Raw genomic sequence first — 25,770 nt, 5'->3', positions numbered from 1 at the left:
GTCGAAGAGCGAACCCGACCCGCTGATGTCGACGTCGGTGCGGGGCGCGTGCGCCGGGCCGCCGGACGGTGCCGGCTTCGTCGGCTCGTCGGTCGCGGTTCCCTCCGCCTCGGGCTCCTCGCTCACGGCCTCGTCCGTCGTGTCGACCTCCGTCGCGTCGGAGTCCGCGGTGTCGAGGATCGTCGCCGGGTCCTTGGCGGGCTCGGTCGTCTCGGTCGAGGTGGCCGTGTCCTCCGAGTCGCGGAACGTCGCGGCCTGACTGAGGTCGGCACCGCTCGGCGGCGCGGCCGGAGCCTCCGTCTCCTCCGGCTCGGGCTCCTCCTCGACCCTCTCCCTGGCCTTCTCCTCGGCCTCAGGTTCGGGCTGGTTCGGCGCTGAGTCGCTCGGAGACTCGGACGCCGAAGCAGGCTCGGGTGCGGGGGTGGAGGTCGTGGCGGGCGCCTCGATGTCGAAGAGCGACCCGACGCTGCTGAGGTCCCCGGCGGTCGTCGGCGTCGAGGTCGTCCCGCTCGCGGCCGGGGTGTCGGTCGCCTCGCTGGGAGCTGAGTCGCTGGGAGACTCAACGTCCACTGCCGGTGCGGGGGCGGCCTCGGTGGCCGGGGCCTCGAGGTCGAACAGCGAGCCGAGGCTCGAGAGGTCTTCGTCGGTGGTGGGCGTCGACGTCGTGCCGCTGGCTACGGGTGCTGCTGCCGGCTCGGGCTCGGTCGCCGGCTGCGACTCGTCCGCTGCCTCGGCGGGCGCCTCGGTCGCGGCGGGAGTGGCCTCGGCCTCCGGGGCGGCGATGTCGAACAGCGACCCGCCGCTGCCCAGGTCGGCCGCGGGCTTCGCCTCGGTCTCGGGCTTCGCCTCGGCAGCGGGCCGCGCCTCGGCAGCCGAGGCGGCAGGCTCGGCCGGGGCCTCGGGCTCTGCCGGGGTGCCGAGGTCGAAGAGCGAGCCGCCGGCACCCAGGTCCGTCGTGGCGGGCGCGGCCGCCTGCTCCTCGGCCACCGTCTCGCTGGGCTCCTCGCTGGGCTCCTCGGTGGCGGGTTCGGCCGACGCGGGAGCGGCGGCCGCGGGCTCCGGGGCCGGGGTGTCGAAGAGCGACCCGCCGGGGTCCGCAGGTGTGGCCGGAGTGGCCTCCGGCGCCGGGGTGTCGAACAGCGACGAGCCTCCCGACGCCTTGGCGGCGGGGCCGGCGTCCGCGGTCGCGGTGACGGTGTCCTCGGTGACGGTGACGTCACCCGCCTCCGGCTCGTCCTTGGTCGCCACGTCGGTCGCCGTGGCGGACGCAGCGGCGGAGGAGGCAGCCGAGGCGGGGGCCGGGGAGGACGCGGGGGCGGCCTTGGTCGCCTGCTCACCCTTGACGGAGGCGAGGAGCATCTGCGCGACGTCGAGGACCTCGACCTCCTCGCGCGCCTCGCCCTTGGCCTGCTGGGCGGTGAGCCCGTCGGAGAGCATCACCCGGCAGAACGGGCAGCCGACCGCGATCTGGTCGGCGCCGGTCCCGACGGCCTCCCGCGTGCGGTTGACGTTGATCCGCTCGCCGAGGTTCTCCTCCATCCACATGCGCGCGCCACCGGCGCCGCAGCAGAACGAGCGCTCGGAGTTGCGCTCCATCTCGACGTACTCGGCACCGGGGAGCACCTGGAGCAGCTCGCGCGGCGGCGAGTAGACCTGGTTGTGGCGGCCGAGGTAGCACGGGTCGTGGTAGGTGATCGAGCGCTTCGTGGCGCCCGCGCCGTCCTTGACCGGCGTCAGCTTGCCCTCGCGCACGAGGCGGTTGAGCAGCTGGGTGTGGTGGACGACCTCGAGCTCGATGCCGAAGTCCTTGTACTCGTTCTTGAGCGTGTTGAAGCAGTGGGCGCAGGTCGAGACGACCTTCTTGACCTTGTACTCCTTGAAGGTCTCGACGTTCTGCTGGGCGAGTCCCTGGAAGACGAACTCGTTGCCGGCGCGGCGGGCCGGGTCGCCGGTGCAGGTCTCGCCGTTGCCGAGCACGCCGAAGGAGATCCCGGCGATGTCCAGCAGCTCGGCGACCGCACGGGTCGTCTTCTTGGCGCGGTCCTCGTAGGCGCCGGCGCAGCCGACCCAGAACAGCCAGTCCACGGACTCGAGCGACTCGAGGTCCTCCCCGACGACGGGGACGTCGAACTCGAGGCCCTTGGCCCAGTCCATGCGGCTGGAGGGCGACATGTTCCACGGGTTGCCCTTGTTCTCCAGGCCCTTGAACAGCTGGTTGAGCTCGGCCGGGAAGTTCGACTCCACGAGGAGCTGGTAGCGCCGCATGTCCATGATGTGGTCGACGTGCTCGATGTCGACCGGGCACTGCTGCACGCAGGCGCCGCAGGAGGTGCAGCTCCACAGCACGTCCTCGTCGATGACGAAGTCGCCGTCGGCGGGGTTGTAGAAGTAGTCGAGGACGTCGGTGCCCGCCCCCGCGGTCTCCCCCTTCGAGCCGACGCCCACCAGGGCGCGCTCGGCGTGCGCCTCGGCACCGTCGTGCTTGGCGTACGCGTGGTCGCGGAGGCTGGTGATGAGGAGCTTGGGGGAGAGCGGCTTCTCGGTGTTCCAGGCGGGGCACTGCGACTGGCAGCGGCCGCACTCGGTGCAGGTGGTGAAGTCGAGGATGCCCTTCCAGGAGAAGTCCTCGACCTTGCCGACGCCGAGGACCGAGTCCTCGTCGAGGTCGTCGATGTCGTCGAGGGTGACGGCCTTGCCGTCGGACGTCAGCGGCTTCATCGCGCCCAGCGCCGTGCTGCCGTCGGCCTCGCGCTTGAAGAAGATGTTGAACCAGGTGGTGAAGCGGTGCCACGCGATGCCCATGGTGAGGTTGCGGGCGATCACCATCAGCCAGATCATCGCGAGCGCGATCTTGAAGGTGGCGATGAGGTAGATGAGGTTCTCGAGCGAGCCCACGGAGCTCGGGTAGATCGCGTCGCCGAGGAAGGACGAGAACGGGTAGTGGGCGCGCCCGGCCCCCTCGTCGAGGCGCCACTCCGCGGCGCGGACGAAGAGGATCGCCGCACCCTCGAGGAGCGCGAGCGCCTCCACGAAGTAGGCCTGCCAGAACGTCGAGCCGAAGAAGCGGCTGCGCCGGCCCTCGGAACGCGGGTGGTGCTTCTGGCGGTAGATGATGAGGAAGACGATGCCGACCGTGCTCAGCGCCCCGATGGCCTCCATGAACCACTCGAACGGGTACCAGTGCCCGATGACCGGGTAGGCCCAGTCGGGCTGGAAGAGCTGGAAGTACGCCGCGAGCACGGCCGTGCTGAGGAAGATGAACGCCATGTAGACGAACCAGTGCATGATGCCGACCCAGTGCCACTGGAGCATCCGGGTGTGGAGGAACGTCTCCTTGAGCATCGTCACGGCACGCCCGGCGGGGTTGTCGCTGCGCCCGGGAGCCGGCTGGCCGGACCTGACCACGCTCAGGATGCGGCGTACGGCCGGCACCAGCATGGCCACCGCGGCGACGGTCAGGGCGAACGAGACGACGATCGCGAACATCTGCATGAAGGACTGCTCCTCGGTCGGGGCCGTACGAGCCGGAGCATATGGCCGCCCCCGGTGGCGGCGGCAGGGCCCGTACGAGTGAGAAGGATCCTACCCGCAGGTAACTTCAGCGGTGGCGGCGCGGCCGATCAGTTCACGATCGCGACGTTCTCGACCTCGATCTCGCGGGCGTCCTCGCGGTAGGTCGCGAGCTTCTGCCGCACCTGGTCGAGCGCGTCGGTGAGCTGCTTGACGCCGTCGCGGAGCTTCTGCTGGTAGTCGAGGTGGGCGGCGTGGGACTCGCTGCTCTCCTCCCAGCCGGGGGTGAGCCGCTCCGCCTCCTGCAGCAGGTCGTCGATCTGCTGGGTGAGGGAGGTGGTGGCGTCGGCCAGCGCCGACTCCATCGAGGAGAGGGCCGCCTGGTGGACGACGAGTCCGCGCTCGCTCATCGGGGACCACCTCCGAGGCGGTCGGCGAGCTGCCCGGCGCGCTCGGCCTGGGCGACGTCGTTGGTGGCGTGCTCCTGGGCGACGTACATCAGGTTCTGGGAGTAGCCCTCGAGGATCGGCCCGAGCGTGACGGCGACGTCGAACCAGGCGTTGATCGCCTCGCCGAAGCCCGCGGCGGCCTGGCCCTTGAAGCCGGCGCCGGCCTCGGTCTCGATGGTGGCGGCGAGGTCGCGCAGCACCTGCTGCAACGGCTCCACCGCGTCGGCCGCAGCCTGGGCGGCTGCCTGCATCTCGGCGTAGACGAGTCCGACGGCCACGACCGCCCCCTTCCTGTTCGGGTGTCGCCGGACCCATACCCCGCACGGGCGGGTTCACACCCGCGGAGGTGCGCGAGTTCCGTCGGTTTGAGGCGGGTCGCGAGGGGGAACTCCACAGCCATGCCGTCCTACGACTACGAAGTCGACCTCGAGAGCATGGGCAAGGCCGCCCAGGGCCTCAACGACACCGTCAAGCTGTTCAAGGACAAGGACGTCGAGGACCTCGTGCCGGGCAAGGGCGACGTCGGCAGCGACGTGGTCTGGGACGCGCTCGACGAGTTCAAGAACCGGTGGGAGGAAGGCGTCAACAACCTCTGCCAGGACGTCGAGGAGATGGCCGGACGGCTGGGCAAGATCGCGATGAACTACTTCGAGACCGACAAGGCCGGCTACGACGCCCTGTCCGGGCTCAAGGGCACCATCGCGGCGATCAAGGTGATGTGAGATGCCGGACTTCGAGATCGAGGGCAACCCCGCGAACATCCGCGCCAAGGCGCTGACCATGGAGCAGAAGGGCCAGCTGTTCTACGACACCGGCGACGCGCTCGCCAAGATCGACGTGTCCGGGTGGACCGGCCGCGCGGCCGACGAGTTCCGCGAGGCCCACGACCTCGAGCCCGAGCGCTGGGTGAAGGCCGGGAACGGCTTCAAGAAGGCCGCCGCCGGCCTCCGGACGTACGCCGGCGAGCTCGAGGACGCGCAGGCCCGCGCCGAGCAGGCCCGTGCGGAGTACGAGCGCGGCCAGCGTGAGTCGGCCAGCGCGCGCACCCAGTACGACTCCTACATGGGCCGGATGCAGGCCTACTGGAGCAGCGGCGGCACCGACCCCGCGGAGCCCTTCCGCGACTGGGGCGCCCCGATCCAGCAGGACGCGCTCGCCGAGCTCGCCGCCGCGCGGGCCGACCTCGACAACGCGGCCCACGTGTGCGCCGGCGAGGTCCGAGCCGGGTGCGCCGACGCACCGGAGGAGCCGAGCTGGTGGGAGTCCGGGCTGAAGTTCGTCGGCGGGATCCTCGAGGGCGCCGGCGAGGCCGTCTGGGACCTGCTGACCATGGTGCCGTTCAGCCCGGTCAACATGGTGATGGACGCCTACAAGCTCGCGACGGGCGACCTGACGCCCGAGGAGCTGATGAAGAAGTACGAGCTCTCCGCCGAGAACGCGTGGGAGATGGCCAAGGGGATCTACACCGGCCTCACCACCGACCCGATCGGCTTCGGCAAGGAGCTGGGCAAGGCCCTGCTCGACTGGGACACCTGGGCCGACGACCCGGCGCGCGCCATCGGCCACCTCGTGCCCGACGCGATCATTGCCGTGGCGACGGCCGGCACCGGTGCGCTGGCCACCCGCGGCGCCAAGGGCGGCCTGGACGCGATCGACGCGCTCGGCGACCTCAACCGGCTCGACGAGCTCGCCGACCTCGGCAAGCTCGACCGCTTCGACGAGCTCACCGGCATCCGCCGGCTCGACGACCTCCCTGAGGACCTGCGCGGGCTGGTCAACAAGCCGATCGAGGACCTCACGCCGGGCGAGATCGACCGGCTCGTGGAGGCCCGGGACGCGATCCGGGTCGAGCCGGGGACGCCGATGCAGCGCGTCATCCCGCAGAGCACGGTCGACGACTACCTCCGTGGGAGCTCGGAGACCAACCCCTACTTCAAGACCGACCAGACCTTCGGGTTCACCTCCCGCGCCGAGGACGTCGACCAGCTGCACACGCCGCGCGAGATGCACGACAAGCTCGGCCTGGACTACAAGGACTCGCCCTTCTCGCCCGACGACGGCGACATCCACGTCCTGCGCTACGACCAGACGGACCCCAGCGGGCTCGACGTGCCGCGGCACTCCGACCTGGGCGGCAACGGCAACTACGACAAGGACGCCCTCGACCCGGAGAACCCGTTCACCGGCAACGGCTACACCTCGGGCGGCATCCCCGAGTTCCGCACCGACACCCCGACGACCATGCCCGAGGGGTCGCAGATCTGGCGGATGGACAGCTCGGGTGGCCAGGAGCTCGTGGCAGTCCTCACGGACTACATGGGCACGAAGATGTGGATGCCGGTCCAGTGATCCGGCCCTCCGGCCTCTACGCCGTCGTCGGCGGGGAGCAGGTCCAGGTCGAGTCGCACGGCCGCGACTTCGTGCGCCTGCCGTCACCGTCCGGACCGGTGCGGACCGAGATGGCAGACCTCGACGACTTCCTCTCCGTCAAGACCAAGGCCAGGTGGCGCGGCGGGGAGGTGGCGATCAGCGCCGTCTCGGGCGACGAGTGCGGCTTCTTCACCAACGACAGCGCGCTGGCCGAGCGGGAGGGCCTGGCCGGTGACAGCTACAACGGCTGGCACGGCTCCGCGCCGGTGTCGGAGCTCACCGACGTCGATGAGAGGGTGACCTCCATCCACCCGAGGAGGCGCGAGTCATGACCGTCCTGGAGAAGCTGCTGGTCCCCGAGGTGTCGCGACGCATCGTCGACCAGGGCTACGACTGGCTCACCGGCGCCGTCTACCGGCCCGACGACCTGATCGGGCTCACCCCGGTCGAGCGGGTGCGGGCGCTGGGCCTCGACGGGGAGGACGGTCCGTTCGGCGAGGCGCCCGACCACGTCGACGTGGTCCGCTTCGGCACCCACCCCCTCATGGACCTGCGGGTGCCCACCAACGCCCCCGGCCACGCCGACGTGCCGTGGCCGACGTATCCCACCGGGTTCCTGCGCAACGCCGCTCCGGTGTGGATCCTGACCCTGACCCGGATGCCGGTGAGTGCCCGCTTCGTCCGGATCGGCCTCGACGGCACGGAGAAGGAGTTCTCCCGCTACCAGGGCGCCGCCCGTGGGTGGCAGGGCGCCAAGGGCTACTTCCCGCCGCTGCACCTCATCGGGCCGCGCGCGAAGCAGGGCGCGCTCGACCTGCCGTGCTCCTACACCTCCGACCAGCAGTCGGTGGAGATGGTGTGGGTCGGCGACGAGCAGGTCCCCGAGGGCTTCGAGCCCGTACGCCCGCAGGTGCACGCCCGCGTCGTCCCGGTCTCCGAGTGCGAGGTCTTCGACATCGCGATCGTGGCACGGTGGCGCGAGCGCCGGGTGCGGGTGCTGCAGCAGGTCGGCGACCAGGCCCTCGTGCTCGTCACGCCCGCCTCGCAGGCCGAGGCCGACGAGCTCGGCCTGCTCCACGTCGAGCCCGGCGTCTTCCAGGCGGTCGTGCCGGCCGACGAGCTCACCGACACCGAGGGCGTGCGCTCCGACCCGATGCCGACCCGGAGCCGCGCCACTCACGGCTGACGCTCACCCCCGGCGGACGCCGACCACCGTCCCGCTGCGGGACAGCTCAACCGTCATCAGCACCCGCGGCGTGCCGGGCCTCCGCGCGCAGTAGGTGAACTCGCGCCCGAGCCGCTGCCACGGCTGGCCCACGCGACGCATCAGGGCGCGCGTGCCCAGCCCCGCGTCGGCGGCCCGCGTGAAGGCGCGCACGGTCATCCGGAGTCCGGGGTTGCGGCACGAGTCCGGGGCCAGGCCCCACGCGCGCTCCCAGGTCTGGAGGTAGGCCTCGGCGCCGCGCGAGAGGTCGTCGGCGAGGGCCGCGCCGTCGGCGCCCGCGACGTGCTCGGCGTCCTCGACCCAGTCGGCGTACAGGCCGTAGTGGGCGACGCCGTCGGTGTTGACGTCGAAGACGCGCTCCCCGCTGCGCTGCCGGTCGACCGTGACGCCCCCGAGGCCGGTGAAGGGGTACGTCACCGGGTTGCTCGCGCCGGCTCCGCGCGGGTCGCCCTGCGACCCGAAGCCGTTCATGTCCGAGCCGAACCCGAAGCCGAAGTAGTAGCGCGGGTCCGTCCAGCCCAGGTGCTGGCGCCACTTCTCCACGAAGCCGGTCGAGTCGCCGGCGTAGGGCGCGACGAAGCCGCCGAGCCGGTAGATCCGCGGGTAGGCGTCGGGCGTCGACCACGAGTGCGAGGAGACGACGCCCGGCGTGCGGCCCGCGGCCTGCTGCTGCTCCAGGTAGTCGAGGGCGGCGGTGCGGCCGGCGACGCTCATGTGGTCGGGGTCGACCAGGATCCTGCTGTCGATCATGGCCGACAGCAGGCGCTCGCCGAGCGGGCTCAGCCCGAGCTGGTTGCAGTGCGGGCCGGCCGGGTAGACCGGCGCCGGCTGGACGCCGACGTCGCCGAACAGCTTCCAGATCGCACCGAAGATCGCGTCCTGCTCCGGCGTCTGCCGCTCGCCGCCGAGGTCCCCGAGGTTGGGCGACTGGAGCTTGTCCTCCGCCCCGGGCGGGTTGGCCGCCGGGCACTGCCGCATCCGCAGGAACGAGCCGGTGCTGAGGAAGTTGGCGCTGTTGGTCAGCGGGCCGATCGTGCCCGCATCGCCGGCGACACCGGTGAAGGCGTTGTCGAACTTGTTGGTCAGCTCCATCTGGCTGACGCCGAGCCGCCTCATCTCGGCGAGCTCGGCGAGCATCTGCTCCTCGGTGCAGGTCGGCCGCCCCAGCTGCACGTTGCACCCGAGCGGGACCGACGTCTCCATGCCCATGACGACGGCGAGCTTGCCCTGGTTGATGACCCGGCGCGCCTCGAAGGGGTCGGTGACGATGCGGTACCAGCCGCGGCCGGGGCCGCCGTACTGGGCGTCGACGTAGTCCTGCATGGCGCGCATGTCCTGTGCCTGGAGGCGGACGGCGTCGCGGTCGTCACAGGAGTTCTTCTTCAGCGGGTAGACCGCGCACAGGACGTGGTTCTCGGTGAGCAGGCTGGTGTGGATGCGCAGGCCGGCGCGCCACGCGCGCTCGAGCCACTTGTAGTAGACCTGCTGGTGGGTCAGCGAGTGCGGGTTGGGCCAGTAGGAGAACGTCGGCCAGCCCACCGGGTCGTGGCCGGTGCCGGGGGTCTTGCCGGCCAGCACGTCCTCGAGGAGCGCGCCGCGCCCGCCGGCGACCTGGTGGTCGGGGCAGTCCACGAGGGCCGCGGCGGCGCCGTACCGGTGGAAGGGCGGGCTGCAGATCACCCGCCCGCCGAGGAACTCGTGGGTCTGGCCGTGCACGTGCGGGTCGACGTAGCCCCGGACCTCCTGGAACGACGTGGCCCCGCCGAAGGGGCGCCCCGAGACGTTCGTCGTGACCTCGGGGACGGCGGTGCACCCGTCGGCGCGGCGCAGCGCGAGGGGCTCGGCGGTGCCGGTGGCGAAGCCCGTCGCGGACGAGGGGGACGTACGTCGCAGCCCGCGGCCGTCGGCGAGGGTGAAGGTGAACCGCCCCGGCCCGGTGCGGCGGACCGCCCAGTCCGCGTCAGGGGAGGGGCTCGCGGCCCACGTCGTGGCGCCGCCGGACGATGCGGCGAGGAAGGTGCGCTCGGCGGAGTGGAGCAGGTAGCTGCCCAGCCCGGTCGCCTGGAGGAAGAGCGGCCGCCCGCCGAGGGCGTAGCAGCCACCGGCCATGGCGTACCTGCTCTCCGGCACCCTGCGTCGCGGGCTGCGCAGCGGGACCTTCGTCAGCCGCGGCTCGCCCAGCGTGCGCTGGGCAGCGACCCGGGCGCGGCTCCGGGCGCGCTCGCGGCCGGTGGTCGGGTCGGGTGCGGTCGCGGCCTCCCCGCTCCGGCTGATCGCGTTCTTGGTGTCGGGGTCGTCGTGCACGTGCCCGTGGCCGCCGTCGAGGACCGCCGTGGTCCCGGCGGCGCCGGTGTGGGCGTGCGGACGCCGCTCGGCCGCGGCCTCTGCCCGCTCCCGGGCCTGGGCGTCGTAGGTGGACGACAGGTTGGCGGACGGAGCCGGGTCGTGGTCGGCCGTCAGCACCCCACCGGTCACCACGCCGAGGGCGGTGAGCACCGAGATCAGGACACGCTGGACGGGGTGGGGCGTGGGGGTCACGGCTGCTCCTTGTCGGCTCCTCGGTCAGGGGTCCAACGACGGGGTGCCTCCCCGGGCTACGTCGCGAGGCTCCCGCTCACCCTCCGGGTGAGCTGGGCCGCGGTGGCGGTGACCGTCCGCGCGATGGTGGCCGGGTCCGCGTCGGAGTCGCTCGCGAAGGTGACCGCGACGCCTGCGACCGGGTGCCGGTTGTGGTCGAGCACGGCGGCGGCGACGCTCTGCAGCCCGGGTGTCACCTCGCCGTTCTCGGTGGCGTGGCCGCCCTGCCGGGTCTCGGCGAGGATCGAGCGCAGCGCGCTGAGCGAGGATGGTCCCTTGCCGTGCCGGTCCACGAAGGCGCCGCGGTCGGGGTAGAGGGCCCGCACCTGGCTCGCGGGCAGTGCGGCCAGGATCGCCCGGCCGCTGGCGGTCAGGTGGGCGGGCAGGCGTACGCCGACGTCGGTGACGAGCGGCGGGCGACCCGGCGCGCGCTCCTCGATGACGTACAGGACGTCGCGGCCGTGGAGGACCGCGAGGTGCGCACCGTGGCCGGTGCGGTCGACCAGCTCGGCGAGCGGCCGGCGGGCGAGCCGGGCCAGCGGTTCCTGACGGGTGAAGCCGCTGCCCACCTCGAAGGCCGCGACGCCGAGGCCGTAGCGGTGCTCGTCGGGCAGGTGCACCACGAAGCCCTCGTCGATCATGGTGTTGAGCAGGTGGTACGCCGTGCTGCGCGGCAGGTCGCAGGCCCGCATGATCCGGTCGAGGGGGACCGGGTCGGCCTGCGTGGCCAGGAAGCGCAGCACGCGCAGGGCGCGGGTGGCGGCGGGGACCTGGCTCACGGGGCCGATCGTGGCACGTCCGGCTGCCGCGCGGGTCGCCGCGGGGTCAGGAGTCGGTGCTGTCCTTGCGGGTGAACCAGCCGCCGCCACCGCCCTCGCTCTCCATCGGCTTGCCCGGCATCTCGTTGGCGCCGGGGGTACGGCGCGGGAGCAGGGGGGCGCCGCCGGACGCGGGCTCGTCGGCGCTGGTCTCGGTGGGTGCCTCGGCGGCCGGCGCGGCGTGGGTGGTCTCGGCGGCGGGCTCCGCGTTGACCTCGGCCGGCGGGGTGGGGCCCACGTCGTCGGTGCCGGGCACCTGGGGCGCGTAGTCCTCGGCCTGGTGGTCGACGCGCGGGTCGAGCCGGTCGGCCGCGCGGATCCGGTCCTCGTGCTCGGCCTCGGCCTGGCTGGCCGCCAGCCGTGCCTGCTCGGCCTCGGCCTCGGCGCGCTCGGCGATCGCGCGGGCCTCCGCGGCGCTCGCCTCCGTCTCCGCGGCCCGCGCCTGGGCGGGCGGCAGCACGGTCTGCGCGCTCGTGGCCGCCTCGGACCGCAGCTGCTCGGCGCGCGCGACGTTGGCCTCGCGGTTCTTCCGCCGGACCATCGGGACCACCAGGGCGAGGGCGATCACGAGGATGACGATGAGCGTGATGCTGATGAGCGTGGTCACGGGGCTTCCTCATTTCACGAGTCAGGGATGCCGCCAGTCTGGCAGCACCCCTGCTCGCGTGCAGCGCACTCCGCCACCTTCGTCGGTGATCGCGAGGGCCTGACCGTGACGTCGGTCCGGTGTCAGTCCAGGCGGTGCATCACCGCCCGGGCGGTGCGGTGCCCGATGGCGTAGCCGTCCGACATGGCGTCACGGAAGTGGAGGCCGCCCCAGATGCGCGAGTTCAGCGCGTCGTGCTCCAGCTCGCTGAGGCTGGGGTAGGTGCGCGGCGCGGTGGGGAAGTTGGACGAGCGCAGCTCGAGCGGAGTGGTCTCGCCGAGCCGGGTGCGGATGACCTCGACGGCCGGGCTGGTGAGGCAGCCGTGCCCCGTGACGTAGTCGGAGTACGGGGGCGTCGGGGCCAGGAGCGGAGTCCACCCGGCCTGTGGCTGCGTGTCGGGGTTGCCGTCGTCCGCCGCCCCCGCGACTGCCTCGATCGGCCGCCAGAACCCGACGTCGCGCTTGAGCTGCCAGCACGTGATCAGCGAGTCCGTCATGGCGCTGTGGATGGCGGCGAACAGCCACGCGGTGTCCTGGAGGGTCTCGGGGTGTGCCTCGAGATAGCGCACGAGGGCGTCACCGACCATGGTCGCCGAGTTGCTGTTGAAGAAGCGGGACGTGTCGGTCTGTGCCGTGCTGCGCACGGTGGACGTCGCGGACCCGAGCAGCTTCACCTCGTTGTAGTCGGTCGTGTAGTCGTCGCTGGTGAGGGCGTCCGGGCCGTTGACCTTGGCCAGCCGCTTCACCACGAGCGGGTCCATGGAGCCGATCCAGGCGCCGAGCATGTCGGTCGCCGGCGGGACGGGCTGCCAGGTGCCGATGCCCGGCGGGAGCGTGTAGTGGATGGTGGTGTCGAGGTAGCCGTCGTCGGCCCGCTCCTCGATCAGCCGGGCGGCGACCTTCTTGCCGGTCCAGACGCCGCGGTCCTCCGCGCTGCCGTCCGGCACCCCGGCCAGCGAGGTGGTCAGACTGGTGTCGAGCGACGCGGCGGCGGCCGGGACGTAGTGGACGAGCACGTCGTGGGCCGCCTGCGCGACGGCTGCGGTCTCCGAGCTGTCGTGGCGCGACGACGAGGCGCGCACGGCGTCGTACATCGCGGTGGACGTGTAGCCCAGCAGTGGGACGCCCACCGGGATGGGCGTCGCGGGGTAGATCGTCGCGAACGCGATGCGCTCCCAGTCCAGCACCACCCGTCCGCTCTCGGTGGAGGGGGTCGGGTGCGGGTGGTGGTGCCCGTGCTGGTGCGACCCGCCGCGGGTCGCGCCGGAGGTGGCGGCCGCGGGGAGCAGCGCCGAGCCGGCCACGAGGAGCGTCGAGGCCAGCACGACGCGGGTGCGGAGACGGTTCATGGTGGGTCCTCTCGTCGGACGTCGATTGCTGACAGCGTCCGACGGCGACCCGGGCGGCGGTATTCGCGTTCGAGCGAACATCCGCCTCACCCGGAGGCGTGCAGCCGTTCCAGCCGCTCGCGCAGGTCCAGGTCGGGCAGGTCCCTGCCCTGGAGCCTGGCCACGGCGGCGACCCTGCTGGTCACGCCGAGCTTGCGATAGCTGTGCTCGAGGTGCTTGCGCACCGTCGAGGGGGCGACGAACAGCGCCTGCGCGATCTCGGCGTTGGACCGGCCGGCGGCGACGTGGCTGAGCACCCGCCGCTCCTGCGTCGTCAGCGAGACCGGCAGGCTGGGGGTCAGGCGCTCGCGGGAGAGCCGAGCGAGGAGGGGTGCGAGCATCCGCAGCACCGCTATGTCACGCTCGACGAACGGACCGTGCCAGCGCCCGAGGCCGATCTGGACCAGGCCGTCGGCGCCGTTGCGGAAGCCGATGCAGAGCCCGTCGGAGTCCCCCACCAGCCCGCCGAAGCACTTCTGGGCCGCGAGGGGGTTCGCCCGCCAGTGCATGATCCCGAGGTAGTGCGGTCCGTCCCCGGGCTCGGGCAGGTCCACCTCCTCGTCGCCGTTGTCCCCGAGGCAGATCGCGTGCGTGACGGCGTACGTGCCGTCCTGGTAGACCGCCTCGACGCCGTCCGCCGGGATCAGCTCCGTGAGGCGCTCGAGCACCTCACGTGCCGGCAACGGGGACCCCGGGCGCGGCTCGGCGGCCAGCAAGTGGCGTAGCGCCCGCTGTTCGGTCTCGGTGAGCACCAGGTCCGGCATCGTGATCCCTCACGACGAGGCTAGACACCGGCGCCGGCGCCGTCATCCCCCAAACGTGGCGCCGGGACCCGGGGCGCGGGCGGTCCTCCCTGCCGTGGTCAGGCCCGCCGCGAGCCGTCGGTGCCGTCGGTACGGCGGGGGTCGTCGGCGTCCAGCACCGTGTCGGGGTCGTAGTCCTCGGAGGAGGTGTCGACCCGCGGGTCCACCTGGTCGGCGGTCCGCAGCCGGTCCTCGTGGACGGCCTGCTGCTGGGTGGCGGCGACCTGCGCCTCCTGGGCCTTCTGCTGGGCACGCTCGGCCTCGAGGCGCGCGCGCTCGGCCTCGACCTCGGCCTCGCGGGCGCGCACCTGGCTCTCGGGGATGGCGCTGGCGTGCTCTCGTGCCTCCTCGCGCAGGTGCTCGGCGTGCTCGACGTGCTTCTTCTTGCGCTGCTGCGCGAGCATCCAGGCGACGAGTGCTGCGACGACCAGCACGGCGACGACGACGACGATGATCCAAGCGGTGGTGCTCATGATGACCTGCTCCCCGCGGCCCGGACGGCCGCTCTTCCTCTCGACCGTGCCACACCGCGTGCCACCACTGCTCCCCCTCCGGGGTGGGCAGCGGGTCTCGTATCCCAGACTCCGGCGGTCCGACGGCTCTGGTGAGGGCCGCGGTCCGAGGGCTTCAATGAGCGCATGCAGACGATCCAGGTCGGGGTGGGCCCCGTCTCCTTCGAGGACCTCGTCCACGTCGCCCGTCACGGGGCGGCCGTCGAGCTGACCGACGACGCGCTGGCGGCGATCGACCGTGCCCGTGGCGTGGTCGAGACGCTCGCCGCCGCGGAGACGCCGTCCTACGGCGTGAGCACAGGGTTCGGTGCCCTCGCCACGCGGCACATCCCCACCGAGATGCGGGCCCAGCTGCAGCGCTCGCTCGTGCGCTCGCACGCCGCCGGGTCCGGCCCGGAGGTCGAGCGGGAGGTCGTGCGCGCCTTGATGCTGCTGCGCCTCTCGACGCTCGCGACGGGCCGCACCGGCGTACGCCGTGAGACCGCCCAGCTGCTCGCCGGCCTGCTGACCCACGGCATCACGCCCGTCGTGCGCGAGTACGGCTCCCTCGGCTGCTCGGGCGACCTCGCGCCGCTGTCGCACTGTGCGCTCGCCCTGATGGGGGAGGGCGAGGTGCGCGACGCCGAGGGCACGTTGCTGCCGGCGGCCGACGCGCTCGCCGCCGCGGGTCTCGAGCCGGTCGAGCTCGTCGCCAAGGAGGGCCTCGCCCTCATCAACGGCACCGACGGCATGCTCGGCATGCTGGTCATGGCGATCACCGACCTGCGGATGCTGCTGCGCACCGTCGACGTCGCCGCCGCGATGAGCGTGGAGGGCCAGCTCGGCACCGACCGGGTCTTCGCCCCCGAGCTGCAGGCGATCCGGCCGCACCCGGGCCAGGCGCTCTCCGCGGCCAACCTCATCGCCCTGATGGCCGACTCCGCGATCGTCGCCTCGCACCGCACGGGCGACTGCAACCGGGTCCAGGACGCCTACTCGTTGCGCTGCTCCCCGCAGGTGCACGGCGCCGCCCGCGACACCGTCGAGCACGCCGCCGCCGTCGCGGGCCGCGAGCTCGCCAGCGCGATCGACAACCCGGTCGTGCTCGGCGACGCCGTGGAGTCCAACGGCAACTTCCACGGCGCGCCGGTGGCGTACGTCCTCGACTTCCTCGCGATCGTCGCCGCCGACGTGGCGTCGATCAGCGAGCGGCGCACGGACCGGTTCCTCGACAAGGCGCGCAACCACGGCCTGCCGCCGTTCCTGGCCGACGACCCCGGCGTCGACAGCGGCCACATGATCGCCCAGTACACCCAGGCCGCGATCGTCTCCGAGCTCAAGCGCCTCGCGGTGCCGGCGTCGGTCGACTCGATCCCCTCCAGCGCGATGCAGGAGGACCACGTCTCGATGGGGTGGAACGCCGCGCGCAAGCTGCGCCGCTCCGTCGACGGTCTCGCCCGGGTGGTTGCCGTCGAGGTCCTCACCGCCGCCCGCGCCCTCGACCTGCGCGCGCCGCTCACGCCCTCGCCGGCCACGGGTGCGGTCGTCGAGCTGCTCCGCAGCAACGGGATCGCCGGCCCCGGCCCCGACCGCCACCTCTCACCCGAGATCGAGACCGCCGTCTACCTCGTCCAGTCCGGCGCCGTGCTCGCGGCAGCCGCATCCGTGATCGGAGAACTGCAGTGAACGACAGGCTTCCCATCCATGCTGCGCGCGGCACCGAGCTGACCGCGAAGTCGTGGCAGACCGAGGCACCGCTGCGGATGCTGATGAACAACCTCGACCCGGACAACGCCGAGCGCCCCGAGGACCTCGTGGTCTACGGCGGCACGGGCAAGGCCGCGCGCAGCTGGGAGGCGTACGACGCCCTCGTCCGCACCCTGCGCGACCTCGAGGCCGACGAGACGCTGCTCGTGCAGTCGGGCAAGCCGGTCGGCGTGATGCGCACCCACGAGTGGGCGCCCCGCGTGCTGATCGCCAACTCCAACCTCGTCGGCGACTGGGCCAACTGGGAGGAGTTCCGCCGCCTGGAGGACCTCGGCCTCACGATGTACGGCCAGATGACGGCCGGGTCGTGGATCTACATCGGCACCCAGGGCATCCTGCAGGGCACCTTCGAGACCTTCGCCGCCGTCGCGGACAAGAGGTTCGGAGGGAGCCTCGCCGGCACGATCACGGTGACCGCGGGCCTCGGCGGGATGGGCGGCGCCCAGCCGCTGGCCGTCACCATGAACGACGGCGTCGCCATCTGCATCGAGTGCGACCAGCACCGCATCGACCGTCGCCTCGAGACGCGCTACCTCGACGTCCAGGCCCGCGACCTCGACCACGCGATCGAGCTCGCCCTCGAGGCCCGCGACGAGCGCCGTGGGCTGTCCATCGGCCTGCTCGGCAACGCCGCGGACCTGCTGCCGGAGCTCCTCGAGCGCCACCTCGATCGCGTGGCGAAGGGCGACGGGCCGCTGGTCGACGTCGTCACCGACCAGACCTCGGCGCACGACCCGCTGTTCTACCTGCCCTCCGGGACGTCGTACGACGACTGGGAGCGCGAGCGCACCGAGGACCCGCGCGGCTTCACCAAGCGCGCGCAGGAGTCGATGGCCCGCCACGTGCGGGCGATGGTGGAGTTCCAGGACGCCGGCGCGGAGGTCTTCGACTACGGCAACTCGATCCGCGACGAGGCCCGCAAGGGCGGCTACGACAGGGCGTTCGAGTTCCCCGGCTTCGTGCCGGCCTACATCCGACCGCTGTTCTGCGAGGGCAAGGGACCGTTCCGCTGGGCCGCGCTGTCAGGAGACCCGGCCGACATCGCCGCGACCGACCGGGCGATCAAGGAGCTGTTTCCCGCCGACGAGAAGCCGGAGTACGCCCGGCTGCACACCTGGCTCGACATGGCCGCGGAGCGCGTGCAGTTCCAGGGCCTGCCGGCGCGCATCTGCTGGCTCGGGTACGGCGACCGCGCGAAGGCGGGTGCGCGGTTCAACGAGATGGTCGCCAGCGGCGAGCTCTCCGCCCCGATCGTGATCGGTCGCGACCACCTCGACTGCGGCTCGGTGGCCTCCCCCTACCGGGAGACCGAGGCGATGCTCGACGGCTCGGACGCCATCGCGGACTGGGCGATCCTCAACGCCCTGGTCAACACCGCGTCGGGCGCCACGTGGGTCTCCTTCCACCACGGCGGGGGCGTCGGCATCGGCCGGTCGCTGCACGCCGGGCAGGTCACCGTCGCCGACGGCACCGACCTCGCGGCGGAGAAGATCCAGCGGGTGCTGACGAACGACCCGGGCATGGGCGTCATCCGCCACGTCGACGCGGGCTACGACCGCGCCATCGAGGTCGCCGAGGAGCGCGGCGTCAGGATCCCCGTCGAGCCGCAGCGCCGCTGAAGCTCGTGAGCGGGGCTCGTCAGCGGACCCGGACCTTCGCCCACGCGCTGGACGGCGACCACCCGGTCGCGTTCAGCGCCGCGACGCGGATCTTGTAGCGGCCCGGCTTGAGCTTCAGCACCAGCTTGCGCGCGGAGCCCTTCGCCGACCGGTCCGTGCCCTTCGAGAGGTCGACCAGGTAGGTCGTCACGGCGCTGGTGGGGCTGGTGGCGCCCGCCCAGCGCACCGTGACCTTGCGTCCCTTGACCTTCACCTTGGGCGCCGCCATCCGCAGGGGCGCCGTCGCAGTGGGGGTGGCAGTGGTCGGCGTGGGTGCGGGCGGGACCGGGGTCGGGGTCGGGGTGGGCGTCGGGTCGCCGGTGCCACCGCCGCCACCGCCGCCGCTCACGGGGGTGACGGCGAAGGCCGTGGACTCCGGCGAGGTGCCGACCGCGTTGGTGGCGGTCATCGTGATCGTCCACGTCACGTTGGCGGTGAGGCCGGTGAGGACGGTGCCCCGCTCCGTGGCCGCGACCGCGAAGGTGCGGTCGACCTCCCACGTGGACCGGGCGATGACCGTGTAGCCGGTGATGGCGGCGCCGTTGTCAGCCGGTGCCGTCCACGCCACGGTCGCGGTCTGGTCGCCCGGCACGACCGAGGTCAGCGCCGGCGGCTCCGGGGCGGACGCGGGGCGGTCGACGACGACGGACACCGTGGCCCGAGCGGACTCGCCGACCGGGTTCACCGCCGCGATACCCACGGTGTGGGTGCCCTCAGCGAACCCCGACCCGTCGGAGATGGTCACCTCGCGGCTGCCGGCATGCACCTCGCCCAGGAGCTCGCCGTCGAAGTAGACCGCATACCCCGAGATCGGCTGTGAGCCGGAGCTGGTCGGCTCGGCCCACCAGGCGGTGATCTCGTCGGTGGCGGGGTCGTAGGCGCCCGTCACGTTGCGCGGCGCGCTCGGCACGACCGGCGGCGGCGCGAGCGTCGTGCCCGACACCGTGCCGGCAGGTCCGGCGCCGATCGCGTTGACCGCGCGCACCGAGAGGGCGTACGACGTCCCTGCTGTGAGAGCGGTGAAGACGTGGCTGCGAGCGGTGGCGGGCAGCGTCCAGGTCTGGTCGGTGCCCGAGCGGCTCACGACGTAGCCGGTGACCGGGCTGCTGCCCGCGTCGGCGGGTGCGGCCCAGGACAGGGTCAGGGCGTCGAGCGCCGCGGCCCCGGAGGACAGGCCCTGCGGGACGCTGGGCACGCCGTCGACGGGCGTGCCCTGGCACCCGGGCGCGCTGACCGTGTAGGCGCCGAGGCTGCCGTAGTCGTCGTACCCGCCGGCGGACCAGCTGCCCTCACCGACGCCGTCGACGGAGACGGTCCAGCCGCTCCCGGCGGTCGGGACGGTCACGGTGGCGCCGACGCCGGTTGCGGTGGTGCCGTCGCCGGAGCCCGACACAGGCGCGGCGGTCGCCACCACCGTGCCGCTGCCGTTGCGCAGGGTCGCCTTCACGTCGAGGTTCGGCGCCAGGCCGGCCGTGGAGACCGTGACGGCGCTGCCGGCCGTGCAGGTCCCCAGCAGGAAGGTGTCGACGTCCGCGGCGTCGGTGACGTACGCCGTCCCGGTGGGCAGCTCGGCGGCGGCACCGGCCGGGCCGGGCGCCTCGTCCTGGCGGCGGCCGAGGTAGCCGGCCAGGACGGCCGTGTCGTCCTGGGCCGAGTTGTTCGCTCCCGGGTACGCCCCGTGGCTCCACTGGGAGATCGGCTCGTAGTAGCCGACGCCCATGATGGGCGCCCAGCTGCCGTGCCCGGTGTAGTAGCCGAGGTCCGCCGTGCCGTGGTGGCGCAGCCCGAGGTTGTGACCCGCCTCGTGCGAGGCCGCTTCCCCGACGGTCTTGGACTGGTTGCCGAGGGCCTGCGGGAAGACCCATGCGGGCTGGTAGTAGTCCGACCCGTCGCGGTCGAAGATGCTGATGGTGGCGATGCCGCCGCAGCCGCTCTGGCAGGTCTTGCCCCAGGCGTCGGCGCTGGGGGAGATGAGCACGCGCGTGCCGTACACCGTGTCGGCCGACGAGGTGCGCGCCAACGCGTCCGGCCCTGGGTCCTCGGTGGTCACGTCGACGTCGAACGGCGCGTAGTCCTCGGCCACGATCGCCCACACCTCCTGCACCAGCAGGAGCTCCGCGTCGCTGAAGCCCGGTCCGTCGCCCGCGGCGTCCCACGCAGGATGCGCCTGCGTGAGGCCGTAGACGTCGTTCCACCGGGTGCCCGAGACGTCCGCGCCGTCGACGTCGAGCAGGATGGTCAGGTCCGCTCCGGGGTTGCTGTGCAGGGAGAACGTCTCGCCCAGCGGAGCGACCGCAGCCGTGCCCGCCGCTGCGGTCCGAGGCGTGGTGCTCGGCATCGGCTCCACGAAGCTGACGATGCCGTCGCGGTCGATGCGGGCCGTCCGGTCGGACCGCAGCAGCGTGCGCAGCTCGTGGGCGCGCAGGTCGTTGCGGGCGGCGGCGACGGCGAGGCGGTCGCCGAGCTCGCGGATGGCCCGCTCCCCGCGAGCCGGGCCGTCCAGCAGGTCGGGCGCCGCGTGCAGCTCGGCGTCGCGGTCACGGGTCGGGGTGCCCTCGGCCTGCGCGACACCGACGGACGGGGTCGCGGCGACGAGGGCGAGGGCGGCGACGAGGGCGACGGCCCCGGTGGCGCGGCGGGGCAGGCTGCGGAGCTGGGGCTGGGGCACCGCGCGACCGTAGCCAGCGGGCGGGACCCGCCGCAGGCGATTCGCGAAGTTCGCGGGTCCCCCGAGGACGTCACCCTCGCGCAGGCGTCCCGTCGACGGTCTGCGGGCTGCCGCCGACCCGACCCCGGCCGTTGCGCTTGGCGTCGTAGAGCGACAGGTCCGCCGCCGTGTAGAGACCCTGCAGGCTGTCGGCGTGCACCGGGGCGTGCGCGACCCCCACGCTGATCGAGAGGGCGACCTGGTCGCCGTGGGGCAGGGTCATCGGGCTGGTCCGGACGGCCTCGACGAGCTCCCACGCGCGCCGGAGCGCGACGTCGTAGGGACAGCCGGGCAGCAGCATCGCGAGCTCGTCGCCGCCGAGCCGGCTGAGGACCGTGTCGGGCCGGCTGTGGGACCGCAGCACGTCGGCGAGGTGGGTGAGCGCGGCGTCGCCCGCGGGATGTCCCCACGTGTCGTTGATGTGCTTGAACCGGTCGACGTCGAGCAGGATCAGGGAGGTGCCACCGTCCCCGTCGCTGCTCGTCAGCACGCTACGGGCGGCGTCGTCGAGGACCCGGCGGGTGACCAGCCCGGTCAACGGGTCGATCGCCGCCTGCTCGCGCAGCTTGTCGGTGAGCCGCGCCGTCCGCTCGCCGGCGCGCACCAGGAGCCAGGTGGTGATCGCGAGCAGCACCCCGACGGAGGCCAGGTCGGTCAGGGCGCGGTCCAGCGGGCGAAGCGCGAGGACGATCGCGGCATCGGCGACGATCGCGCAGCAGGTCACCAGCCAGGCCGCCGGTGCCCGGAGCTGCGAGGCGGCGAAGAGGACCGGGGCGCACAGGACGACCTGTCCGGCGGCCGAGGCGTCGTGCGTGGCGAGGTCGGCGAGCACGATGGCGGCGATGCCGAGCAGCGGCACGGGCACCCACAGAAACACCTTGAACTGCTCCTTGACCACGACGAGCAGCAGGCCGGCCAGCATCACCGCCAACGACGTCGCGATGACGGGGGCCTTCATCCCCGGGACGAGGTCCTGGGGCGTGAACGCGGTGACGACGGCACTGAGCCCACCGGCGACGACGCACAGCGTCACCGCGAAGGTGGTGGCGGTCTTCGGGTCCCGCGGCTCGAGCGCGGCGCGATCGATCATCACCCCAAGGTAAGCGGCGCCGTCCGCGACCGGGCCCTTTCCGGGTGATTGCCCGACGTCGACCTCCGAGGAGGGGGTGTCGGCGGCCGAAGGCCTGCGCCCGGCGCGGCACTTCTGCGAGGATCTCGCCATGACCGACACGGGGGGCAAGAAGCCGGCGCGCGCACGCGTCACACTGACCGACATCAGCTCGCGGGCGTGGGAGCACCCCGCCGACAAGGGCGCGCTCGTCGCGCTGCGTCGGCTCAAGGGCTTCGACGTCCTGCTCAAGACGATGTCCGGGGTCTTCCGCGAGCGGGCCTGGCGGCTCACGCTGCTCGGCTCCGCGGTGCGGGTCGACGAGCGCCAGTTCGCCCGCCTGCACCGGATCCTCGCCGAGGTCGGCCAGGTGCTCGACGCCACCGACCTGCCCGAGATGTACGTCCAGTCCGACCCGACGCTGAGCGCCGTCACCGTCGGCATGGACAAGCCGATCATCGTGCTGTCGTCCGGCCTGGTGCACCACCTCGACGACGACGAGCTGCGCTTCGTCATCGGTCACGAGCTCGGCCACGCGATCAGCGGCCACGCCGTCTACCGCACCCTCCTCGTCCGGCTGCTCGGCCTGGGTGGCCTGCTCAGCGCCATCCCCGGTGGCGCCCTCGGCATCCGGATGGTGACCGTCGGCCTCCTGGAGTGGTCGCGCAAGTCCGAGCTCTCCGCCGACCGCGCTGGCGTCCTGGCCTGCCAGGACCCGACCGCCGCCCTGCGCTCGCACATGAAGCTGGCCAGCGGCGGCACCCTCGAGGAGCTCGACACCACCTCCTTCCTGGCGCAGGGCGCGGAGTACGACGAGGGCGGCGACGTCCGCGAGTCGCTGATCAAGCTCTCGCTGCTCCAGCAGCAGTCCCATCCCTTCGCCGTCGTCCGCGCCACCGAGCTGCGCCGCTGGATCGACACGGGGGCCTACACCGAGATCCTCGGCGGCACCTACCCGCGCCGGCAGGACGACGACGGCGCCTCGGTGTCCGCCGCCGCGCAGGAGGCGGCGGCGAGCTACGGCGAGGTCTTCGAGCGCACCCAAGACACCCTCGGCAAGGTCGTCCACGACCTGGCCGGCTGGATGGGCACGGCCAGCTCCTGGCTCAACGAGCGCTTCCGCCGCGGCAGCGAGAGCGCCTGAGCCCTACCGGCGCTTCGCCCGGAGCCGGGCGATCACCTCGTTCTTGTGCGCCACCTTGGCGCGCAGCTGCTCGATCGTCGCCAGGGCGGCCGCATGGTGCCGGCCCTGCACGGCGTGTTGGGTGGTCAGCCACTCCAGATGGCGCTGGCTCTCGTCGTACTTGTCGCGGAGCCAAGTCATGTCGTCGCCCAGCCGCTCGTGCTCCCCGCGGAGCCAGGCGAGGTCGCGCTGGAGCAAGGCAATCGTGGCGCGTTCCTCGACCAGCTGCTCGCGCCTGCCGGCCTCGCAGCGCCGGTCGATCTCGTCCTGGGCGTCGGGCGCGACGACCAGGGCGTGCCAGGGGCGCAGCTCCTGGACCCGTGCCTCGTCGGTCCACGTGTCACGCCCGTCGCTGCTCGTGGGGAACTGGAGCGCCGTCATCCGGGGCGACGTGGCGCCGGAGTAGGAGGGGTGGCGCATGAGCTTGCGGAACTGCCAGTGGTCCGGCCACCAGCCGGTCGGTGTCGTGTCCCAACGGTCGCCCACGGCGTCGTACAGCCGCCGGGTGTGAGCGGTGCCGGTGATGCTCACCGAGCAGAACCGGATGTCGTCGCGCAGGTGCATCGCGACGACGTCGGGATCGCCGAGGTCAGCGGCGTAGAACCGGATGCTGCCGTCGGGTCGGACCTCGCCGTTGAGGCTCTGCACGAACGAGTGCTCCTCGAGCAGGCCCAGCAGGTCGGCGACGTGGTCGGGGAGCAGGAGGTCGTCGTCGCAGAGGTAGAAGATCGCGTCGCTACGCGCCTCCCCGACCGCGTCGTGGCGATAGCGCTCCCCGTGGTGCGGACCCTTTGGGAAGTCGAGGAACCGCACGCGCTCGTCGTCCGCGGTGAGCGCCACCGCCACCGAGCGTACGTCGTCGGTCACGCCGTCGCCGATGAGCAGCACCTCCACGTCCTCGACGCTCTGCCGGAGCACCGTGTCCACGGTGAGCGGGAGGGTGGTGGGCTTGTCGTGGATCGGGATGAGGACCGAGGCGCGGGTCATGAGGGCGTCCTGTAAGGCTCGTCGCAGAGCACGGCCACGACCGACCGCGGGCCGTCGAGCTGGTAGTCGACGTGGTCGCCGGAGACGATGGTCACCGAGTCGCCGGGCTTCTCGAGCACGTGGACCTCTGCAGTGCCGCCGAGGCGCCCGAGCCGGACCGTGGCCGAGCCGCAGACGAGCACGAGCAGCTCGGTGCAGGTCGCCCGGTGGCCGCCGCGCGGGCCACCACCCTCGCGGCCGACCACGGTGAACAGCCGACGGACGGGGAAGTCCAGCTCGTCGCTCTCGACGACTAGCAGCTCGCCGCGGTCGTCACGGTGGACGGGGAAGGTGCGTTCAGCCACGGGGCGTCCAGTCCTGCAGGGCTGCCCCGACCCGGTCGGCCTCGTCGTCGGTGAGCTCCGGGAAGCACGGCACGCTGAGGATCCTCCGGGCCAGCGAGGCGGCAACCGGCGTCGGTGCACCCTCGGCGGAGAGGCCGGGCATCTCCCCGACGAGGTGCGGGTAGTGCACGGCCGTGTCGATGCCGCGGGCCGAGAGGTGGGCCGCGAGTCCGTCTCGGTCGTCGGTGACCGCGACAGCGTGGTGCGCGACCGTCGTTTCCGGGTCGCCCCACAGCACGGCCGAGCCGGCGAGCGCGTCCCGCCAGCGGCGTGCCAGCTCCCGGCGTCGGAGGTTCCGGGCGTCGAGGTGTGGCAGGCGGGCCGAGAGCACCGCCGCCTGGAGCGGGTCGAGCCGGGTGTTGCGGCCGCTGGGCAGGTCGGGTCGGAAGCGCTCGTCCGTCCAGCCATACTGGCGCAGCGCGCGCGCCCGCTCCGCGACCGAGGTGTCGCTGAAGCCGACCAGACCCGCGTCGCCTACGGCACCGAGGTTCTTCGTCGGGTAGAAGCTGAAGGTGGCCGCGTCGCCCGTGGTGCCGACGTGGCGCCCACCGATCCTCAGGCCGTGCGCCTGTGCGCAGTCCTCCACAAGCGCGAGGCCGTGCCGGCGGCGCCAGGCGTCCAGCTCGGCAAGGGGCACGGCGTCGCCGTGCAGGTGCGTGACGACGACCGCCTCGACGCCCGGGCGGTGGGCTGCGGAGGCGGTGGCGACGTCGACGACCCCCGAGCGGGCGACGTCCATCACCACGGGCACCAGCCCGACGAGGCGGGCGGCCGTCGCGGCGTAGCCGCCCTCGTCGGCGGCCACCAGCACCCCGGCCCCGGGCGCGAGGCCGAGCGCGGACATGGCCACGGCGAGCGCGTCGGTGCCGTTGCCCACGCCGACCGCGTGGGGCAGGCCCGTGTACGCGGCGAAGTCGGCCTCGAAGGACTCGACCTCGGGCCCGAGGATCCACGGGCCGTCGGCGATCACCCGCTCCACGGCTGCGCGCACGGCGGCCGCCTCGTCATCGCCGAGCCGGGTCGGCGCCGCGGACGGGATCCTCACGGCGCTGCCAGCCTGTCGCGCAACGCCTGCGGCGCCATCATCGTGCGGCCGTGCAGCGCGAGCAGCTCGTGGACCCGCTCGACCAGCATCGGGTTGGTGGCCAGCGTGGTGCGCTTCCGGTCGAACCAGATCCCGTCCTCGAGACCGACCCGGACACCGCCGCCGGCAGCGATCGAGTGGGACTGGACGGGCAGGCCGAAGTCGCCGAGGCCGGCGCCCGACCAGATCGTGTCGGGCGGCAGCCGGTCGAGCGCGAGGCCGATCTCGCCGAGCGTGGCCTGCATTCCGGCGACGTTGCCGAAGAACAGGTTGGCCACGACGGGCCCGGGAAGCAGGCCCTTGCGGCGCAGCACGTGGACGTAGTTCACCATCCCGAAGTCGAAGAGCTCCAACTCCGGCACGATCCCGCGCTCGAGCATCAGCTGGGCGAGTGCGTGGATGGTGTCCGGGCTGTTGACCGACGCCTGGGTCAGGAAGTTCAGTGACGAGAGGGTCAGGGAGGCCAGGTCGGGCTTGAGGTCGTCGTCGAGGGCGAGACAGTCTGCGCGTCGCTCGACCTCCGACCAGGTGCGGCCGCTGGTGCTCACGTTGATGACGACGTCGGGCGCCTGCTCGCGCACGGCGCCGACGATGCGGGCGTAGGTCTCGCGCTGCC

The 25,770-nt window shown here is 72.9% G+C and carries 22 protein-coding genes; 7 read left to right on the top strand and 15 right to left on the bottom strand.

What is annotated here, in order from left to right:
* From Q9S36_RS48530 to Q9S36_RS48520, 3 genes are all read right to left on the bottom strand, one after another.
* Nucleotides 1-3,492: heterodisulfide reductase-related iron-sulfur binding cluster (locus Q9S36_RS48530; RefSeq protein WP_311291920.1), on the bottom strand; the 3,492-nt coding region annotated here is incomplete at its 3' end.
* Nucleotides 3,493-3,620: 128 nt separating this feature from the next.
* Nucleotides 3,621-3,920 (bottom strand): hypothetical protein, encoded by a 300-nt coding sequence (locus Q9S36_RS48525; protein WP_311291919.1) that lies wholly within the window; start codon nt 3,918-3,920, stop codon nt 3,621-3,623.
* A complete protein-coding gene (locus tag Q9S36_RS48520) occupies nt 3,917-4,237 on the bottom strand; it encodes a WXG100 family type VII secretion target (protein ID WP_311291918.1) in 321 nt (106 codons plus the stop codon). Before Q9S36_RS48520 ends, Q9S36_RS48525 begins: the two co-directional genes overlap by 4 nt.
* A gap of 120 nt (nt 4,238-4,357) precedes the next feature.
* Here Q9S36_RS48520 and Q9S36_RS48515 point away from each other — a divergent pair, with 120 nt between their 5' ends.
* From Q9S36_RS48515 to Q9S36_RS48500, 4 genes are read left to right on the top strand one after another with little or no spacing between them, the layout of a single operon-like run.
* Nucleotides 4,358-4,681 (top strand): hypothetical protein, encoded by a 324-nt coding sequence (locus tag Q9S36_RS48515; protein WP_056905706.1) that lies wholly within the window; start codon nt 4,358-4,360, stop codon nt 4,679-4,681.
* 1 nt (nt 4,682) lies between these two features.
* Nucleotides 4,683-6,308 carry a putative T7SS-secreted protein gene (locus Q9S36_RS48510; protein WP_311291917.1) on the top strand — a complete coding sequence of 542 codons (1,626 nt, stop codon included), beginning with the start codon at nt 4,683-4,685 and terminating at the stop codon, nt 6,306-6,308.
* Nucleotides 6,305-6,661: a hypothetical protein gene (locus tag Q9S36_RS48505; RefSeq protein WP_311291916.1), complete on the top strand. Its 357-nt coding sequence runs from the start codon at nt 6,305-6,307 to the stop codon at nt 6,659-6,661. Before Q9S36_RS48510 ends, Q9S36_RS48505 begins: the two co-directional genes overlap by 4 nt.
* Nucleotides 6,658-7,515 (top strand): hypothetical protein, encoded by an 858-nt coding sequence (locus tag Q9S36_RS48500; protein ID WP_311291915.1) that lies wholly within the window; start codon nt 6,658-6,660, stop codon nt 7,513-7,515. The genes Q9S36_RS48505 and Q9S36_RS48500 overlap by 4 nt, the downstream gene beginning before the upstream one ends.
* Before the next feature lie 3 nt (nt 7,516-7,518).
* On the opposite strand, the gene Q9S36_RS48495 is transcribed toward Q9S36_RS48500, so the two are convergent.
* The 6 genes from Q9S36_RS48495 to Q9S36_RS48470 all read right to left on the bottom strand — a co-directional run bounded on the left by Q9S36_RS48495 (nt 7,519) and on the right by Q9S36_RS48470 (nt 14,259).
* Nucleotides 7,519-10,092, bottom strand: a complete 2,574-nt coding sequence (locus tag Q9S36_RS48495; protein ID WP_311291914.1) for a hypothetical protein — start codon at nt 10,090-10,092, stop codon at nt 7,519-7,521.
* A gap of 56 nt (nt 10,093-10,148) precedes the next feature.
* Complete coding sequence (locus tag Q9S36_RS48490) at nt 10,149-10,910, bottom strand: IclR family transcriptional regulator (RefSeq protein WP_311291913.1); 762 nt, start codon at nt 10,908-10,910, stop codon at nt 10,149-10,151.
* A 46-nt stretch (nt 10,911-10,956) separates the two neighbouring features.
* Nucleotides 10,957-11,556, bottom strand: coding sequence for a hypothetical protein (locus Q9S36_RS48485; RefSeq protein ID WP_311291912.1), 600 nt, complete (start codon nt 11,554-11,556; stop codon nt 10,957-10,959).
* A 122-nt stretch (nt 11,557-11,678) separates the two neighbouring features.
* Nucleotides 11,679-12,944 carry a vanadium-dependent haloperoxidase gene (locus Q9S36_RS48480; protein ID WP_311291911.1) on the bottom strand — a complete coding sequence of 422 codons (1,266 nt, stop codon included), beginning with the start codon at nt 12,942-12,944 and terminating at the stop codon, nt 11,679-11,681.
* A gap of 86 nt (nt 12,945-13,030) precedes the next feature.
* Entirely contained in the window at nt 13,031-13,747 is a 717-nt protein-coding gene (locus Q9S36_RS48475) for a helix-turn-helix transcriptional regulator (protein WP_311291910.1), read from the bottom strand.
* 98 nt (nt 13,748-13,845) lie between these two features.
* Entirely contained in the window at nt 13,846-14,259 is a 414-nt protein-coding gene (locus Q9S36_RS48470; RefSeq protein ID WP_311291909.1) for a hypothetical protein, read from the bottom strand.
* A gap of 165 nt (nt 14,260-14,424) precedes the next feature.
* On the opposite strand from Q9S36_RS48470, the gene hutH reads away from it, so the two are divergent.
* Both hutH and hutU read left to right on the top strand, forming a co-directional pair.
* Complete coding sequence (gene hutH / locus Q9S36_RS48465; protein ID WP_311291908.1) at nt 14,425-15,963, top strand: histidine ammonia-lyase; 1,539 nt, start codon at nt 14,425-14,427, stop codon at nt 15,961-15,963.
* Nucleotides 15,960-17,663: a urocanate hydratase gene (hutU, locus tag Q9S36_RS48460; protein ID WP_311291907.1), complete on the top strand. Its 1,704-nt coding sequence runs from the start codon at nt 15,960-15,962 to the stop codon at nt 17,661-17,663. The genes hutH and hutU overlap by 4 nt, the downstream gene beginning before the upstream one ends.
* A 19-nt stretch (nt 17,664-17,682) precedes the next feature.
* Here hutU and Q9S36_RS48455 read toward each other — a convergent pair whose 3' ends face one another.
* On the bottom strand, nt 17,683-20,370 hold the full coding sequence (locus Q9S36_RS48455) for a fibronectin type III domain-containing protein (RefSeq protein ID WP_311291906.1): 2,688 nt from the start codon (nt 20,368-20,370) through the stop codon (nt 17,683-17,685).
* A gap of 70 nt (nt 20,371-20,440) precedes the next feature.
* Nucleotides 20,441-21,499: a GGDEF domain-containing protein gene (locus tag Q9S36_RS48450; RefSeq protein ID WP_311291905.1), complete on the bottom strand. Its 1,059-nt coding sequence runs from the start codon at nt 21,497-21,499 to the stop codon at nt 20,441-20,443.
* Nucleotides 21,500-21,629: 130 nt separating this feature from the next.
* Between Q9S36_RS48450 and Q9S36_RS48445 the strand changes: the two genes are divergently transcribed.
* Nucleotides 21,630-22,661: a M48 family metallopeptidase gene (locus Q9S36_RS48445; protein ID WP_311291904.1), complete on the top strand. Its 1,032-nt coding sequence runs from the start codon at nt 21,630-21,632 to the stop codon at nt 22,659-22,661.
* A gap of 3 nt (nt 22,662-22,664) precedes the next feature.
* Here Q9S36_RS48445 and Q9S36_RS48440 read toward each other — a convergent pair whose 3' ends face one another.
* From Q9S36_RS48440 to Q9S36_RS48425, 4 genes are all read right to left on the bottom strand, one after another.
* Complete coding sequence (locus tag Q9S36_RS48440) at nt 22,665-23,687, bottom strand: glycosyltransferase (RefSeq protein ID WP_311291903.1); 1,023 nt, start codon at nt 23,685-23,687, stop codon at nt 22,665-22,667.
* On the bottom strand, nt 23,684-24,031 hold the full coding sequence (locus Q9S36_RS48435; protein ID WP_311291902.1) for a WxcM-like domain-containing protein: 348 nt from the start codon (nt 24,029-24,031) through the stop codon (nt 23,684-23,686). The genes Q9S36_RS48440 and Q9S36_RS48435 overlap by 4 nt, the downstream gene beginning before the upstream one ends.
* Nucleotides 24,024-25,115 carry a DegT/DnrJ/EryC1/StrS family aminotransferase gene (locus Q9S36_RS48430; RefSeq protein WP_311291901.1) on the bottom strand — a complete coding sequence of 364 codons (1,092 nt, stop codon included), beginning with the start codon at nt 25,113-25,115 and terminating at the stop codon, nt 24,024-24,026. The genes Q9S36_RS48435 and Q9S36_RS48430 overlap by 8 nt, the downstream gene beginning before the upstream one ends.
* Nucleotides 25,112-25,770: 3-keto-5-aminohexanoate cleavage protein (locus tag Q9S36_RS48425; protein WP_311291900.1), on the bottom strand; the 659-nt coding region annotated here is incomplete at its 5' end. The genes Q9S36_RS48430 and Q9S36_RS48425, both read right to left, overlap by 4 nt.

This window comes from Microbacterium sp. ARD31, assembly GCF_031844425.1.
Note: the sequence above shows the minus strand (reverse complement) of the source record. Positions and strands in the feature narration are given on the sequence as shown.